Source organism: Actinomycetota bacterium (genome assembly GCA_030684515.1).
Classification (GTDB): domain Bacteria; phylum Actinomycetota; class Actinomycetes; order S36-B12; family S36-B12; genus UBA11398.
Genome location: JAUXVJ010000010.1, coordinates 18,122 through 34,784, shown reverse-complemented (window position 1 = coordinate 34,784; position 16,663 = coordinate 18,122). Strand labels below are relative to the sequence as shown.

Genomic DNA, 16,663 nt, shown 5'->3' with positions numbered 1-16,663 from the left:
AATCTCGGAAGCCTCACTTTGACGCTAGCAACGAAGCGCCTTGACAGCTTGCCAAATGGCTGAGGGCTGGCGGTCGCTCTCGCGAATGCCAGCCCTCAGTTCCGAATTGATTGCCCGTCACACAGGGAATGCAGGCAGGGGCACTGACGGGAAGAGCTCCTGGAATGCGCCAATGCGAATGCGGTGACTGACAGCTTCATCCACACCATCGAAGAGTCCGTGCAGAGTCTCTTGGGTGTGACCGAAGGTGCCTTCGAAGTGCGGGTAGTCCGAACCCCACATGACGTTCTGCCAACCCATCGCCGAGCAGGCAAGGATTGCCGAGGAGTCATGCTGGAACGAGGCATAGACCTGCTCGAAGAGAATGTCCGCTGGTTCGCGGTTCAGCACCGGACGAACACCAGCGGAATGCTGGCGGTAACCCTCAGTCATGCGGTCTGCGAGGAACGGCCCCCATGTAGCGCCGCCTTCGGAAACCAGCACTTTGAGATCGCGACGCTGATCAAGCACCCCACTGGCGATGAGCTTGGTGACCGCCTTCTGGCCGCCATAGGTGGTCTCAACGTAGTTGAGCACAGCGCCACCACGTCCACGGAAATAGACGCCAGTGCGCTCAGTTGGCTCAAGTGGCTCCGTGCCGATGTGGAAGCAGATGCGCATGCCAGTGTCGGCGAAGGCGTCCCACATGGGATCCCACTCTTCGTGGTGCCAGTCGGGACGGCCCAAAGGAGGCAGGACAGGCAGGAAGCCGCCTAGGAATCCTTCAAGGGAGGCTCGCTTGATTTCAGCAACAGCATCGTCGATTTTCAACATCGGAATTGCAGCGGTGCAGACGAAACGCTCTGATTGCTTCTGGTAGTCCAATGCGAATTCGTTCATCAGGCGAGCGCCGCGCTTGGCAAGCTCAGGGGTGCGGATATTTGATGCCCAGATACCCAATGACGGATAGATAACTTCGGCCCAGACTCCTTCATTATCGGCATCCTTCAGCCGATGTTCCGCGTCATTGCTGCCAATCATCCGCATCATCGCCTCTTGGACATCGGTGTCCTTGGGCATAGCGGTCATGCGGGGAGGGCGGCCGCCTTGCTCGCCCGGGGCCGCCTGCGGCATCGCACGGCGAAACTCCTGACCATCGAGGTAGATGGTTTCAAAAGCGCCATCTTCATCCTTGACGCTGCGAGGCATGAGCTCGCGCAGGTGTTCGGGGAGGGCGTCGAACAGAGTCGGCGGCTCGTTGACATGCGAGTCGCCGGAATTCGCCCAGATTTTTCCGACTTCGGTTTCCATAGTGAATGCTCCTTCAGGGTGGCAGTGATGGGGCCAAAGACTGGGTATTCAGCAACGTTGCCTTCACGCAAATTGGGCGTCTGGCCATTTCCTATGCACTGTATAGTTGAAATGCAATTGCTTGGCAATTCTCGGCGTCTACTCGAGGCCTTCCAAAGGACTGCTGCCCACGTGCGGGAAGCAGTCCAGGAACGCTCCTTGAGTTATTCGGTGACGCACTGACTCAGGCTCATCATCGAAGAGTTCGTGCAGGGTCTTCTGCGTGTGTCCGAAGGTTCCCTCGATGTGCGGGTAGTCACTTCCCCACATCACATTGTTGTAGCCCATTGCTGTCAGCGCCTTCACGGCAGTTTCATCGTGCTGGAAGCTGGCGTATACCTGGTCGTACAACACTTCTTTGGGTGTCCGTGTGAGGTTGTCCCGTATGAAGTCGCTGTGCTGACGCCATGCCTCATTGAGGCGATCTCCCACAAAGGGCACCCAAGTTGCGCCTGCTTCAGAGATGATGAGTTTGAGGCTGGGGCGCTTGTCGAGCACGCCTGAGGCAGCCATCGAGGCAGCTAAGTCCATACCGCTGTATGAGGCGGCGAGGTAGTTCATGGTGCCTGCTCCGGGGCCGCGATGCTTATTGGGATTGAAATCATCGCCACCGGCACCGGTGTGCACGGCAATCACCATGCCGGTATCGACCATTGCATCCCAAAGTGGGTCCCAGTAAGGCCGGTTGAAGTCAGGGGTGTCGCTTGGGGTGGAACACGGCAGATTGATTGCTTTGATGCCCATGCCCGCGACTCGCTCAACCTCGGCTACGGCGTCACCTACATCCAGCGGGGAGATCTGGGCAGGCATCACATGGCGGATATTTTTCCGCTGCACCTCGGCCGCCCAGTCGTTGGCAACCTTCACGGCTTCCCGCGCCAGCAAGGGGTCCTTGATCATTGAGTTCCACAAGCCAACAGACGGATAGATGAGCTCGGCCCAGATACCTTCTTGATCCAGATCCTTCTCGCGAACGTTCATATCCTTGGAGCCCGGCGCCTCCAGGGCTTGGCTGAGGGTGACACCGCTCTTGCCCACGACAGTCGAGATCTTCGGCATGTCGCGGGTGAAACTCTTGCCATCGACGTAGATCGTCTCCGACGAGCCATCCTCGGCCTTCACTGACCGCGGCATTCGCTCGGCGAGCGCTGGCGGAAGTCCATTGCTGTACAGATCGTCAGGCTCCATGTAGTGGGAATCGCCCGAGTTGGCCCAAATCTTCATCGCTACTCCTTCGCAAGTGTTCGGCAGTTCACCCTTTACTAGCAACGTCTTTGGTCTACGGACCGTCAACACTTCTACAACGGTTGCATGCTACGCGGCTGGCTGTACTACGTATAGAAGATCGTGTCCTGAAGTTCGTCTTGCTAAGCGGCAGTCCAGAAGGGAAGGGTGAGCGTGTCGCTGACGCGATTCCACACGACCTTCACGGGCATGCCGACCTTCACATCTTCAGGCTCGACATTGACGATGTTCGATACAAAGCGACAACCTGGAGCTCCATCCGCATCAACGACTGCCGGGAGGTAAGGCACGTAATCCTTCTGATCAGGAGTCAGCGGATGGCGCACGATGATGAAGCTGTACAGGGTCCCGGTGCCGGGAAGATCGACATACTCCAAGGCCTGCTGGTGACAATTTGCGCACCAGCGTGACGGAGGCAGTCGGAAGGTTCCGCAGTTTGTGCACCGTGGCGCGGTCAACTGCTCGCGCATCGTGGCTTCCCAGAAAGGCGCAGTCCACTCATCCGCGTACGGGTCGGTGAACAGCGGGGAAGGCATGTACTTGAACGGAATAGTGGGATTGGACATCAGCGATCCTTCTTCAAGATTGTGCCGGTCATGGGAATCGAGGACGGACCACCAGTGACGAGTGCAATCTCTGCGTCCTTGACCTGATTGATGGCCGTGCCACGAATTTGCTCGACACCCTCAACGATGTGCGTCATGCCCGGACAGTAGAAATCAGAAAGATTGCCACCATGAGTGTTCACCGGGATCGAACCCGTGCCATAACGGATGTTGCCCTCAGCGACGAAGGGACCGCTCTCACCCACGGGGCAGAACTGGAAGTCCTCAAGCTGCATCAGCACCATCGGTGAGAAGTGGTCGTAGAGCAAAGCAACGTCAACATCCTGTGGACCAACTTCGGCCATCGCGTACATCTGCTTTGCGACATCGCGTGCACCAGCAGATGCGAAACTGAGATCAGGCATCTGGAAGTTGCCGAGCAGGTGGGCGTTATTGCCTGTGCCACCAATGCCGCTGCCGGAGATCAGCACTGGCGGATGTGGCAGATCGCGGGCACGATCCACAGAAGTCGTGATGACGGCGATTGCTCCGTCATCTTCCATCGTGTAGTCGAAAAGACACAGTGGATCCGAAATCATTCGCGCAGCGAAGTAGTCCTCAAGCGTCAATGGAGTTTGACGCACGGACTGTGGACGCTTGATCGCGTTCTCACGCTGGGAGATGCATACCTCTGCGAAATGTTCCCGCTTGGTGCCGTATTGATACATGTGGCGCTGAGTGAGCATGGCGAAGTTGTGCCCAGGGGACATGATCGAAGCTGGAGAAACGAAAGCCGCTTCTGGTGAGACATTCGTGCCACCGCCATAGGCACCTCCGCCACCAGCTGTCGGGAGCTTGCGAGGGCCTTCGGAAGAACCACCGAAACGTCCCGTGGGGACTTGCTGAAGCACAAACAGACTCACACACACATTTGCCAGTCCGGCGTTGATCACAGCTGCAGCCATGCCAACTGAGCCAGCCGCGCCACTGCCTCCGGCGGTAAGTGTGGCAGCGAACTTCACGTGAGGAACGCCCAACAAGTACGCCATCGAACCCGGATCTGCAGGCGCGCCACCGTAGAACGCGAAGCCATCCAGATCGTTCACGGTGAGTCCGGCATCATCCAGCGCCTTCAAAGTCGCCTCAATTGCCATGTCCATCATCGATTTGGGTAGTGACGCACCACGCCGATATCGCTCTGTCTGCCCAATTCCAACTATCGCGGCCTTGTCCTTCATCGTCACGCGCAAACCCCTCTCGGTAACAAGCCGAGTCAGAGACGATGTCTCAGAACTGGCTTGGTGCTGCTCGGCTGCTCATTGCTTGCATTGCTCGTCACCGTAGCGCGGGATCTACAGCGTATAGGGCATATTCCAGAATCTCGTCTTGTGCAAAATGGGAATCCAATGGATTGCATTGTGAAGTCGCGCGACGCTTACTCCGCGACGATGCCCATGGCGAGTAAGTAGCGACCAGCCATCGCATAGAAGCCAGCGAGCATCACCATGTCTGAGATCTCCTGCGGCGACCAATGTGCAACTGTCTTGGCCCACAGCTCATCGGTGGTATCTACGCCGTCTGCAGCTTCACAGAAGTTCAACGCGGCAATCTCTGCTGCGCTGAAGACCTCGAAATCAGCCACCTTCAGCGCTTCAAGTTCGTCCGTCGTTACGCCAGCCTTCAAGGCAACGGGCTCGTGAAGTGTGCACTGGTAACTCGAGCCAACGCGATACAACGTCCGCAGCACCAAGATCTCACGCACGCGGTCTGACAGCCGCGATGCAGAGTGCACGCGTCCGGACAGGCTCGCAAAGCCCTTGAACATTTCCGGGTTGTTGTACCCCGCCAACACAATGCGGTTCGGATTCTTCATCTCGGCAGGAACTTCGGCTTCTGGGAGACGCTGCACAGTGAGGCCTTTCGACTTGGTGGATGGAGTCATGCCAGTTCCGCGATGAGTGGGCCCAGTTCCCAGGCCAGCGGCTCACTCACGGTGAAGTAGGTGATGCCGTAACGCTGGTTGACTCCACGCACGTGCTCAGCCAACTCAGCCGTGCTGCCGATAAGCCCGAAAGGAGAGTCAAGCAATTCGTCGGTTGTAAGGCCTCCAGCCACGCGCGCACCGGTTGGTCCGATTGCTCGTTCTGAAGCAGCTGCTCGATCTTCGCCTGGTCGACCGACTGCGCCGAACAGCACGCGCACGCCAATAATCAGGTCCTCGCGCTCATAGCCGCCACCCTCGCGGATCCAACTCAGTTGTTCTTCAAATGCGTTCTTTCGAGTGTCAGCAGTTCCAGACATCTGGGTCAGGATGCTGATGATCTGTGCATTCTCTGCGGCGTATTTCAACATTCGCTTTCCTCCGCCACCCACCATGATCGGGAGTGGGTTTTGCATCGGCGTAGGTACCGACGTGAAGTCGTGGATCGAGTAGTACTCGCCATCGAAGGTCACTGGCTCCCCCGAGAAGAGCAAGCGAAGTGCTGTGATGCTTTCAAAGAGTCGACTTACGCGCGTGCCAGGCGGATCCCAAGTGCCGATGCCGGTCTTGGTGAGATCTTCCTCCAGCCAGCCGGCACCAATGCCCATGTCGACTCGACCCTTGGACAGGATGTCCAAGGTTGCGATCTCCTTAGCCAGCAGCGTGGGATTGCGAAAGTCGTTGTTGAGCACCGTGATAGCTAGGCGAACTTTCGTCGTCACCATCGCAGCAGCCGCGAGCGAAATCATCGGAGATAGCTGCGGAAGGCTGGGGCCAAGGTGGTCAGGAACTGAGACGGAATAGAAGCCCATGGCTTCGGCCCGCTGCACCTTCTCCACCCAACTATCGGCGTCAGGCGTGAAGGGCATCTGAATGGAGAACTTGAACTGAGGGCTCAACTTGTTGCGCCTCCATCGACGTAAAGCGTTTGCCCGGTCGTGTAATCCGCGCCGTCTGAGCAGAAGTAGGCCATCGCTTCATACTGCTCGCGACTGGTGCCGAATCTCTTGATCGGGTTGCTGCTGGTGATTTGGTCAGCATTTGCGAGTTGGCTGCCGGCAGCCTCAAAGGCGCTGATCCCGGGAGCAATGCAGTTGACCGTGATTCCGAAGTCTCCGACTTCGCGTGCCATACCGCGAGTCATGTGTTCGACAGTTGCCTTAGTGAGTCCGTAGGAGTTGCCGCCACTCTTGGCAGCCATCGAAGACACGTTGATGATTCGGCCCCATGAGTTCAGCTTCATCGCTGGCACCGCAGCGCGGGTAGCGCGCAAGGTTCCGGTGACATTGACGGCCCAGGCAATATCCCAGACATCGTCAGGGCACTCCAGAAGGCCCGACTCAGCGAGGCCACGCCAAAGGCCGGCGTTATTGATCAGGATGTCGACTCGGCCGAACTCCTGCACCGTGATGTTCACGAGGTTATTGACCGAAGCCTGTGAAGTCACGTCGCATTCGACGCCGATGGCCTTGGGGCCGATGGCACCGGCCTCATTCGCTGCGCCAGCCGTGTCCTTGACATCGGCCACCACAACATGTGCGCCATCCATCGCGAAATACCGCGCGTAGTCGCGTCCCAGGCCGCGAGCAGCACCGGTAACGATGACGACTTTGCCCGCCAAACGGTTCGTATTCTCCATGCCTGCAGTATTCGGGCGGGACCCTCGGCGCACTAGATGAAAACTGGCGATTACGCAGGAATCTTGCGGGAACTCTGTCGCATAGCCGAACAGATCGCGGCTATCTGTTCACTGAGATTGCAATATCTGCTGGTTTGGTGGCCCTCTAGATCACGAATTGATAACACCTCACTGATGCCTATACCCCGTATGGCGGTAATGAGGTTTCCTTGTCACGCTTTGGTGATCCACACCACAAATAGTCCATCAATGGCCGTCACGCTGGCCAAGGAGTTCGAGGAGAATGCATGACACACTCATCTCGCAGGGGAAGAAAGATCTTCCTTGCTGGCGGGCTTGCCGCCGCTTTGGCCGTCGGAGTTTCTGCCACCACAGTCACGGCTGCTCCGACACCAGCGCCAGCAACCAAGCCGGTCGCTTGCCCAACTACGCCTGGCGTAGATAACGCTTCCATCAATGTCGGCATCATCACTCCTACGACCGGTCCGGCTGTTTCGAGCTTCACCGGGTTCGTTGAAGGCGCGAAGTTGCGCATCGCCCAACAGAATGCCAAGGGCGGCGTCAATGGTCGCAAGATCAACATCACTGTCTATGACGACAAGGCTGATGGCGGTACCCAATCGAGCGTTGCCAACAAGGCAATCCAGCAGGACAACGTGTTCGGTATCATCGAGGCAAGCACTGTCGACACGATGATGGCGATCTTCAAGGCTCAGAACGTGCCGGTCGTCGGACTCGCCAACCTGCCAGCTCATGGAACCGACCGCAACGTCTTTGGTGCAACGGGTGCCTTCGCACCGCTCTACGGAAACACTGGTGCTTTTGCTCGATTGAAAGCTGCAGGCGCGACAAAGGTTGCCGTCGTGAACCACAACTCTCCCGGTGCGCAGGCTGGTGGAGCTGCCGCGGTTACCGGCATTCCGCTGGAAGGCATGACTCTGGCCCTTCGCATTGCAGACGCGCCAATCGGGACCTTCGATGCCACCTCAGTCGCATTGCGGATCAAGAACTCAGGTGCTGATGCCGAATACTCAATCCTTACCTCTGATGGCGGCATCGCCGTAGCGAATGCCTTGAAGCAGCAGGGCGTTCCAATGAAGGCCATAATGCTTGCGGGCTTCTCAGATCCCAGGGTCATCGCCCAGGCCCCTGCCGCACTTGAAGGCGCCATTGGCACAACCTTCGGCACCGTGCCCACGAGCGTCCCAGGTCGTCCCGGTGTGCGCACCTTCGCCAACGGCATGCGCGCCGCGGGCTTGAACCCTGACTCCGTCAGTGGTCCAATCGGATTTGTGTCGGCGGACACCTTCATCAAGGGCTTGACCCTTGCTGGCAAGTGCCCAACACGTGCCGGGTTCATCGACAATCTGCGGAAGCAGACCAAGATCACCGGCGCCGGCTTGCTTCCTGAGCCGATCAGCTACGCACCTGGCGTCACCCCAAACGGTGACCCAGCACGCTGTGGCTGGTACTTGCTCGTCAAGGACGGAAAGTTTGTTCCTGACGCCAAGGCCACCTGCGGCAAGTTGGTTGAAACGGCAACCGGCAGAGTGGTCGGCTAGTCACAGCATTGAAAAGAAGGAGGCTGGCGCACTGCGCCAGCCTCCTTCTTTCTTGCAAGATTCGTTAGCGAGCCCTGTGAACAATGCGGGTGATTTCACAGTTCAGGAGCTCCAGGAGCGCTTCACGACTGTGCTCTGGCTCCGGTATTGCAAACACTGCGTGATAGGTCAGCCAGCGACCGACAAGATTGAACAGCAATCGAAGGGATTGCGCTGGAGCTGCAACCGCAGGCATCCAGCCCTTACTTGACCATTCATCCAGGATCTCTTCAGCAGCCAGGTCTTGCTCCAGAAGTGAGTGCATCACTTTGTCAGGAGTCAGAGGCATGAGGAACATCCATTGCGCCTGGCCAGCGAACGTCGATTCGAATTGTTCCAACCATATGCAGAGATCTTCGTGACTACCTGGCTCCACCTTCTTCAGTGCAACGATCGCCATCATCATCTGCGCCTGCTGCGTTTCTGCAATAGCAGCAGCGATCTCTGGCTTGCCATGAAAATACTTGTACACAGTCGTTCGACCTACATTTGCCCGGCTGGCGATCTCATCAATGGTGGCGGCCTCGAAGCCGCGATCCACCATGACAGCGATTGCCGTTTGGATCAGTCGCTCGCGCGTGAGTTGCTTCTGTGCCTCACGAATGGAGATCGGGCGCGCGCCTGGGTACTTTCGCACTGTTGCTGTTGCCGTCTTGACCACTTTCGCAGAGTAGCGACAGGTGTTCGCTTTGTGAATAGAAGCGAGCGCACTATCCCGTCGGCGAACAGCGCTGACTGCAGGTCGAACTGACAGGTGTCAATCGCCCAAGACTGCAACAGATGCACAGAGATCGTCCACTGAGTAGACAGCTTCAATTGATCTGTCGCGCAGATGAAATCTCCTTTCCGCCGGTGTCGCACGATTTGCAGGAGTGCGCTCGCTCAAACCATCGCAATCGCAGAAGAAGTGTGGAATGTTCACGCAGAGGCGGATGGGTGCAACTCAATCAGGGAGCAAAGATGGGCGGACCGCTAGCTGGAAGGCTTGTACTCGAACTCGGCGACAGCCTTGCCATCGCACAAGCAGGCAATCTGTTCGCCGACTTTGGTGCTGAGGTGATTCTTGTGGAGCCGCCAGGCGGAGTCGCGCTTCGATCTGCCAACGGATTCGCGTTCATGGCTCGCGGCAAGAAGAGTCTGGTGCTCGACTGCAATATCCCCACAGACGCTGAGCAGTTCCTTCGACTCGCGTCGCAAGCAGACGTCGTGTTGACGTCGATTAGGCCATCCACACTCAAGAGGTGGGGACTGGATTACGCAACGCTGGCGAAGGTGAACCCGCGCTTGGTGTTCGGACTTGTGACCGCGTGGGGCTTATCAGGTCCACTTTCGAGTGCCAAGGGCAGCGAAGGCATGGTGATGGCCAAGGTGGGTGCCAACTATGCGCCCCAAAAAGTGGTGGATCGCGAGGGACCCATATTCACGACTGTGCCCTTCGCAAGTTGGAGTGCCGGGCAGACTGTTCTGCAGGGTGTCTTCGCAGCGTTACGTGAGCGCGAGACGAGTGGCGTGGGTCAGATGGTCGACACCAGCTTGGCACACAGCCTTGGTGCCCAGGATCCTTGGACTCAAGCCCTCGGGGTGATTGCCGAACGGTTTCCAGACGCTTTCACACCCACGGCGCAAACCGGCAGTGATGGGGCGCCTAATACAAGTTTCCTATTCAAGTTACTGGTCGCTATCACTAAGGATGGCTACTGGGTTCAATTTGCCGAAGTACAGCCGCGCCTGTTCAGGGCGTTCATGCACGCAGCTGGACTGGATTGGATGTACGAGGATCCCAAGTGGGCTGAATTTATGAGGCTTGCCACCGATACTGTCACGTTGCCGGACTCCGCAGACTCAGCCCAGCGCTTCGAGTTCTGGGATCTTCTGTACGAAATTGTGCGCAGCCGTACTTTGGCCGAATGGCAGGTCGCCTTCGACGAGGATCCGAACGTGTTCGCTGAGGTCTTTCGTCGTGGGACAACCTTGTTGCACCATCCGCAGATGGAGGTCGAGCGCCAACTCGTCACGATCCACGATCGCGAGCTGGGCGGTGTACTCCAACCTGGTGCGCTCATCCGCTTTGACAGCACACCGGCAGAGCTCGGCGCTGACGCACCAAGACTTGGTGAGCATCAGGAGGAACTGCTCAAGCGAGCGGCGGATATTGCCGTTGCTCCCAAGCAGTTCTCAGCGAAGTCCGAACCGGGACTGCCATTGGCCGGCCTGACCATTCTCGAGCTTGGCACCTTCTATGCAGCGCCATACGGGGCGACAATCCTCACCGATCTTGGCGCTCGAGTGATCAAGATCGAATCACTCGAAGGTGATCCGATGCGCACTCAGCAGGCTTTCCCTGAAGTTGGTGCGATGAAGGTCCTGCAAGGCAAAGAGTCAGTGGCCTTGGATCTTGCAACGCCAGAGTGTCGCGATGTCCTGGCAGCCATGGCCCCATCGATCGATCTCGTGCTGTGTGCATTCCGCATGGGTGTTGCTGATCGATTGGGCGTGGGGGCCACGGACCTGTTGAAGTTGAATCCGAACATCATGTATTTGGAGAGCCCGGGGTTCGGGCTCAAGGCGCCGTACGGCAACAGGCCCGCTTTCGCGCCGGTCATTGGCGCAGGCAGCGGCATGGCGATGCGCAATGTCGGTCAGTTGATTCCCGAAGGGGTCCCTGACGACTTCGACGTCATCCGGCTGCTCGCCGCAAAGCTGACGGCCGGCGGCGGTAATGCAGCCGCGCAAGCCGATGGCGTGGCAGCGCTTGGTGTCGGCACTGCACTGGCGTTCGCAGCATATTTGCAGACTCAGGGAATACCTGGGCAGGCCCTGCTCACCACAATGCTCCAGTCCTGTGCGCATGCACTTGCAGAGATTATGGTCGAGTACCCCAATCGACCTGATGCTCCGACTGCTGGCGTTGATTTGTACGGACTCAATGCGCTCTATCGCCTCTATCCGACAGGTGGCGACGGCTGGGTCTTCTTGAGTGCGCCAAAACCAAGTGAGTGGACTCGTCTGGTTCAGGCACTGGGCGGCGAAGACCGGCTTGGTTCCGATGCACGCTTTATCAGTGCAGAGTCGCGTCGGCACAACGATGCAGCACTAGCTGATGCTCTCGTGGAATTCTTCAGCAAGCAGAATGCGGCTGAATGGGAATCGCAATTGCTGGCACGTGACATTGGATGCGTGGAGGTCAATAGCATGCCGCCAAATCGGGTGTTCATGACTGAACTTGCAGAGGCGCACAACTGGTTGGCGTCTGCAGAGAGCCCGGTCATTGGCGAGTACCCACGATTGCGCGCCTACGCAGGATTCTCACGATCATCAACAATCAATCCGGCTGGATGCACTCTCGGCCAGCACACAGCGGAGGTACTGAACGAATTCGGCTTCTCTGATGAGTACATAGAGGATCTCGTCACTCGCGGCATTGCAAAAGTCTGATCACGACTACTGAAGAGGTTGAAGATGGAATCAGTGCAGAGCAAGGTCGCGGTCGTCACCGGAGCTGCCAGCGGCATTGGGCGCGGTACCGCGCTCGCTTTGGGATCAAGGGGTGCGATCGTCGTAGTTGCGGATATCGATGTTGACGGAGCGCATGTCGTCGTCGAAGAGATAAAGGCAGCTGGTGGCTCCGCTATTGGCGTTCGCGTTGATGTGGGCGAGGACGCGTCCTTCGAGGACTTGAAATCTCAGCTGCTATCCGAATATGGGCGCGTTGACATCGTTATGAACAACGCCGGTGTCATCACACGAGGCTTGCCGGAACACATACCGATCGAGGAGTGGCACCGTGTCATCAACGTCAATCTCTTCTCAGTCGTGCGAAGCCATGCAGCATTCCTTCCGCTCTTTCTCGCGCAGGGGTCCGGCCACTTCGTCAATACCGCGTCCTTTGCTGGCTTGATGAGCTACTCCTATGACCGGATGCCATATTCAGCATCGAAAGCCGCCATCGTGCAGATATCTGAAGGCTTGGCGCTCTACGCCAAGCCCCAAGGCATTGGGGTGACAGTTCTGTGTCCGGGCCCCGTTGCTACAAACATTGGCAAGAACATGCCGTCATTTGGACCTGACACACCAACACGCGGGCCCGGGCCCCAATTCCAGATGCGCGATGCCGAAGAAGTTGGCCATGAAGTGGTTGACGCAATTGAAGCCGATCAATTCTGGCTTCCAACCGACTATCAGATCCGCGAGATCTTGGTCTCGCGCGCGGAAGATTGGGACGGATACGTGAATCGTCAGATTGCATCGATGAAGTGACACTCTGTGAGCGGGTCTTCGATGCGACTCGCACAGCACTCAACTGATTACGACCTTAGGTATTCCTCGGTGGGTAGCTACGGCTGGGGTGTCAACGGCCTCATTGGCCAGACCCATTTCGAGTCCACGAGAGGACGAACGTGACAGTTCGTCATTGGCAAATTCGGGAAGAACGCCTTCGCAGGTCGGTATATACGGCGTACAGTCTTTTCGCTTGACTGTGTATGGCCGGCTCTTCGGGTCATTCGCGTGGCATCGAATCGACAGCTAAGGACTGACCACCATGAGTACTGACGCACTTGAGTTCACTGGCAAGGTCGCACTTGTGACAGGTGGGGGCAAAGGCATCGGGGGCGCGATCTCAGAGATGCTTGCCGCGCGGGGCGCATCCGTGGCCATCAACTTCAGAAGCGACTCTGTGCTTGCGCAGGAGACCTGTGATCGGATCAATGCTTCAGGAGGGCAGGCGAAACTCTTCCGGGCCGATATCACCAGTGAGCAGGCGCGCGAGCAACTTGTTTTGGATGTGAAAGCCCAACTCGGATCGATTGACTTGCTTGTGAACAATGCCGCATACACCAAAATCCAAGATCCGCACGAACTCACCTTCCGGACCTGGAAGGCAATGTTCGCGGCAAACCTCGACGCGGCCTTCCACCTCACCTGGCTGGTCAAGGACGACATGCTCGCCAAGGGCGCAGGCGGGGTTGTCAACATATCCTCGAACTCAGCGGAGCGACCCAGTTCCAACTCCCTTGCCTATGGCACCACCAAGGCGGCACTGAATGCCTTCACCGCACGTGCCAGCCTGGCCCTGGCGCCCACGGTGCGGATCAATGGAGTATCGCCAGGCTTCACCGAGACGCCACGTGTTGCAACGGTTGATGCGGAGACTCAGAAGCAGATGCGTGCCGGCATTCCGATGGGCCGCGCGGGCACTTCCGAGGAGATCGCCGAGATGACCTGCTACCTGCTCTCTGAGAAGGGTTCCTACATCACCGGTCAGACCTTCTCGGTATCAGGTGGGCCCAGCTGACCGGAAAGGGACCGCAACTCGGGACCTAAGTCCCTGTACGCCGTATATCCTGCCCTGCAAGCATGCATCCACCGCGGCGAGGAGTGTCCCGCCGACACAGGGAGGTACACCATGGGAAAGATCTGGGCCAACTCCGGAGACTCGCATTTCGTTGAGCCGGAGAATCTCTTTGCTGATCGTCTGCCAGCGGATCTTGCCGAGCGCATGCCGCGCAGCGTCAAGGACGCTGATGGCCTGTGGGAGACCGTCTACGTCGATGGCCAGGAATTTCGCCGTCGGATGCCAAGCAACAGCAGCGGCATCTCCGGTGCTGTGCTCACTGCAGAGGAGTTCCGCGACAAGGATCGACGTCCACCGGGCGCGGAGAACATCCCGCTGCGCCTGGAGGATCTGGACATCGAGGGCATCTGGGCAGAATTGACCTTCCCTTCGCTGGGCATCTGGTCCTTCAACATCCGCGACCCCAAGCTTGCGCTGGCAGGTTCAATGGCACTCAACGACTGGGCAGCTGAGATGCAGTCCACGTCACCACGCTTCGTCTGCACCGCAGCACTACCGCTGCTCGACATCGACGATGCCATCAAGGAGGCCAAGCGCACTGCTGCTCTGGGCTTGAAGGCGGTGTCGCTGCCGACTCGTCCGGGTCTTGCCGGCGAGGTCCAGCACAACTACGTGGATCCCTTCTTCGACCCGCTATGGGACGTGCTCGATGACCTGGGCACACGCATTGCCTTCCACATTGGCACCGAGCCGCACACGCCAGACATCCGAACCGGTGTTACGCACCGTGGGCGCGGCGGTGCAGTCATGAACTACACCGAGACAACTTTTGGTGGACAACGAGTGGCGTGTCAGATGGTTGCCTCTGGCGCGCTGGACCAGCGGCCGAACCTGAAGGTCATCGTGTCCGAAGGTGGTTCTGGCTGGGTGCCATTCATGGCCGATCGCTTGGACGAGGCATACCGCCAGCACTCTGCTGCGGTGAGTCCGAAACTGAACCGGCTTCCGGGCGAGATCCTCTACGAACAGGTCTACGCGTCCTTCCAGCATGACTACCGCTCCTCCACCACGGCGTACACCGCCCAGGGCTACAAGAACGGAATGTTCGGAAGCGACTACCCACACTGGGAAGGCACGTTCGGTCACACGCAGAAGACCCTGCACGAACTGTGCGACGACCTCGACCCAGCGGTCAGTCGGCGAATCCGCATCGGCGCCTTCGCCGAGCTCTTCCCGCATGTTCCGCAGCCACCAGCGGACGAGGCATAACTCGCAGCACCGCACTCAAGCGTGGAATCAGCGTCAGGCCCCTGGTATCACCCAGGGGCCTGACGCTTTCGTGAAGCGTTCAAGGCCACTGCTGCCTCGATACCTCCCGGGACTTCGGGCCGACTCCTTAGTTCAATACGAAGCGGGGGATGGTCACATCGTCATCGATGTCGTCATAGACGACAGTGACCTTCGATCCGATGTGAACAGCCTCGGGCACACAGTCGATGACGTTGCCGACCAAGCGAGCTCCTGGCGCTCCGTCGAGATCGACAACTGCAATCACATAAGGGACCACGGAAGCCAGCGCCGGCACAACTGGATGACGCACGATCGTGAACGAGTACACCTCTCCGGTACCCGGGACTTCGGTATACGAAAGCGCTTCACCGTCACACTCATGACAGAACGGCGATGGTGGGAGATGGAATGTTCCACAGTCGTCACACTGCGGAACCACAAGGCGATGCTCGCGAGCGGCATCCCAGAACGGTTTGGTGAACGTGTCGACGTTGAGAGTGGCGAACTCGCCAAGGCCAGCCTGTGCCAGTGCAGATTTCATGTCCTAATTCCTCAGTAGTAGTCCGCTGGTCGGGATAGATGCCGGTCCGCCAGTGGCGAGCGCGATCCGGGCATCCTTGACCTGGTTCACCGCAGTGCCGCGTACCTGTTCGACGGCTTCATACACATGTGTCATGCCGATGATGTACGCCTCGGAGAGATTTCCACCATGTGTGTTGACCGGGATAGTGCCTGTCCCGAAGCGAATGTTGCCAGCTTCGACGAACGCGCCACCTTCGCCAATATCGCAGAAGCCATAGTCCTCGATCTGCATGAGAACCATGGGAGAGAAGTGGTCGTAGAGCAGTGCGACATCGACATCAGTGGGCGTGATACCGGCTATCTCGTACAGGCGCTTGGCCACTGGCCGATGGCCCGAAGAGGTGAAGTACTCGTCGGGCATCTGCATCTGCTGGTACGCCAGACCCCATCGTCCTGCGCCACCATGCGCCGCGGCCAACACGTAGGCCGGAGGTTGCTGCAGGTCCCGAGCCCTGGAGGCACTCGTGGTGATCACTGCGACTGCGCCGTCATTCTCCTGGGTGTAGTCGAAGAGGCAGAGCGGGTCAGAGATCATCCGTGCCCCGAAGTAGTCATCGAGTGTGATCGGATCTGAGAATCTGGAGGTAGGCCGCTTGATCGCGTTCTCACGTTGAGATATGGCGATCTCTGCGAAGGCCTCGCGGCGAGTGCCGTACAGGTGCATGTGGCGCATGGCGAGAACTGACATCATCTGGCCGGGAGCGAACAGACCCGAAGGCGCCACAAAATCCACATGGGATTCACTGGGTGCCGAATACGCGCTCTTGCCCTTAGTCGCGAAGGCGGCACCCAAGCGAGCATCAGGTGTCTGCTGCAAGGTCATCAGACTGACCACATGACTGGCTTGCCCGCTGTCAATGGCAGCGGCGGCGAGCCCAATGGCGCCAGCAGAACCTCCACCGCCTCCTGTGAGCGATGCGGTGAAAGTGATCTCAGGAATGCCCAGCATCTGTGCGATCCGTGCAGTATCGAATCCGCCCGAGTAGTACGCGAAGCCGTCAATATCCTTGACGCTGATGCCGGCGTCATCGCAAGCATGCTTGATCGCCTGACAAGCCATTTGGAGTTTCGTTCTCGGTACGGACTGCCCGCGCTTGAAATAGGGCGTGCGCCCAATGCCGGCGATCGCAGTGGTTGGTTCTTTGGTCATCCCTTGCC

At 58.2% G+C, this 16,663-nt stretch carries 15 protein-coding genes; 5 read left to right on the top strand and 10 right to left on the bottom strand.

Annotated features, from left to right (window positions below; all coding sequences use genetic code 11):
* Positions 1-117: 117 nt before the first annotated feature.
* From Q8M73_05670 to Q8M73_05640, 7 genes are all read right to left on the bottom strand, one after another.
* Entirely contained in the window at positions 118-1,290 is a 1,173-nt protein-coding gene (locus Q8M73_05670; protein MDP2288038.1) for an amidohydrolase family protein, read from the bottom strand.
* A 138-nt stretch (positions 1,291-1,428) separates the two neighbouring features.
* On the bottom strand, positions 1,429-2,553 hold the full coding sequence (locus Q8M73_05665) for an amidohydrolase family protein (GenBank protein MDP2288037.1): 1,125 nt from the start codon (positions 2,551-2,553) through the stop codon (positions 1,429-1,431).
* A 143-nt stretch (positions 2,554-2,696) separates the two neighbouring features.
* Complete coding sequence (locus Q8M73_05660) at positions 2,697-3,140, bottom strand: OB-fold domain-containing protein (protein MDP2288036.1); 444 nt, start codon at positions 3,138-3,140, stop codon at positions 2,697-2,699.
* A complete protein-coding gene (locus Q8M73_05655; protein ID MDP2288035.1) occupies positions 3,140-4,357 on the bottom strand; it encodes a thiolase in 1,218 nt (405 codons plus the stop codon). Before Q8M73_05655 ends, Q8M73_05660 begins: the two co-directional genes overlap by 1 nt.
* A gap of 197 nt (positions 4,358-4,554) precedes the next feature.
* The gene (locus Q8M73_05650) at positions 4,555-5,061 is read right to left on the bottom strand and encodes a carboxymuconolactone decarboxylase family protein (GenBank protein MDP2288034.1); all 507 of its coding nucleotides are present in this window, start codon (positions 5,059-5,061) and stop codon (positions 4,555-4,557) included.
* The gene (locus Q8M73_05645; protein ID MDP2288033.1) at positions 5,058-5,999 is read right to left on the bottom strand and encodes a TIGR03621 family F420-dependent LLM class oxidoreductase; all 942 of its coding nucleotides are present in this window, start codon (positions 5,997-5,999) and stop codon (positions 5,058-5,060) included. The genes Q8M73_05650 and Q8M73_05645 overlap by 4 nt, the downstream gene beginning before the upstream one ends.
* Positions 5,996-6,739, bottom strand: a complete 744-nt coding sequence (locus tag Q8M73_05640) for an SDR family oxidoreductase (protein ID MDP2288032.1) — start codon at positions 6,737-6,739, stop codon at positions 5,996-5,998. The genes Q8M73_05645 and Q8M73_05640 overlap by 4 nt, the downstream gene beginning before the upstream one ends.
* 287 nt (positions 6,740-7,026) lie before the next feature.
* Here Q8M73_05640 and Q8M73_05635 point away from each other — a divergent pair, with 287 nt between their 5' ends.
* Entirely contained in the window at positions 7,027-8,301 is a 1,275-nt protein-coding gene (locus Q8M73_05635) for an ABC transporter substrate-binding protein (protein MDP2288031.1), read from the top strand.
* 64 nt (positions 8,302-8,365) lie between these two features.
* Here the strand turns inward: Q8M73_05635 and Q8M73_05630 are convergent, their stop codons facing one another.
* The gene (locus Q8M73_05630) at positions 8,366-9,001 is read right to left on the bottom strand and encodes a TetR/AcrR family transcriptional regulator (GenBank protein ID MDP2288030.1); all 636 of its coding nucleotides are present in this window, start codon (positions 8,999-9,001) and stop codon (positions 8,366-8,368) included.
* Between the two features lie 299 nt (positions 9,002-9,300).
* On the opposite strand from Q8M73_05630, the gene Q8M73_05625 reads away from it, so the two are divergent.
* The 4 genes from Q8M73_05625 (at position 9,301) to Q8M73_05610 (ending at position 14,902) form a co-directional block, all read left to right on the top strand.
* Complete coding sequence (locus tag Q8M73_05625; GenBank protein MDP2288029.1) at positions 9,301-11,775, top strand: CoA transferase; 2,475 nt, start codon at positions 9,301-9,303, stop codon at positions 11,773-11,775.
* A gap of 24 nt (positions 11,776-11,799) precedes the next feature.
* Entirely contained in the window at positions 11,800-12,597 is a 798-nt protein-coding gene (locus Q8M73_05620; GenBank protein ID MDP2288028.1) for an SDR family oxidoreductase, read from the top strand.
* Between the two features lie 283 nt (positions 12,598-12,880).
* Positions 12,881-13,633 carry an SDR family oxidoreductase gene (locus tag Q8M73_05615; protein ID MDP2288027.1) on the top strand — a complete coding sequence of 251 codons (753 nt, stop codon included), beginning with the start codon at positions 12,881-12,883 and terminating at the stop codon, positions 13,631-13,633.
* A 111-nt stretch (positions 13,634-13,744) separates the two neighbouring features.
* Positions 13,745-14,902 carry an amidohydrolase family protein gene (locus Q8M73_05610; GenBank protein MDP2288026.1) on the top strand — a complete coding sequence of 386 codons (1,158 nt, stop codon included), beginning with the start codon at positions 13,745-13,747 and terminating at the stop codon, positions 14,900-14,902.
* Between the two features lie 127 nt (positions 14,903-15,029).
* Here Q8M73_05610 and Q8M73_05605 read toward each other — a convergent pair whose 3' ends face one another.
* Positions 15,030-15,464 carry an OB-fold domain-containing protein gene (locus Q8M73_05605; GenBank protein MDP2288025.1) on the bottom strand — a complete coding sequence of 145 codons (435 nt, stop codon included), beginning with the start codon at positions 15,462-15,464 and terminating at the stop codon, positions 15,030-15,032.
* A 3-nt stretch (positions 15,465-15,467) separates the two neighbouring features.
* Entirely contained in the window at positions 15,468-16,655 is a 1,188-nt protein-coding gene (locus Q8M73_05600; GenBank protein ID MDP2288024.1) for a thiolase, read from the bottom strand.
* Positions 16,656-16,663: the final 8 nt, after the last annotated feature.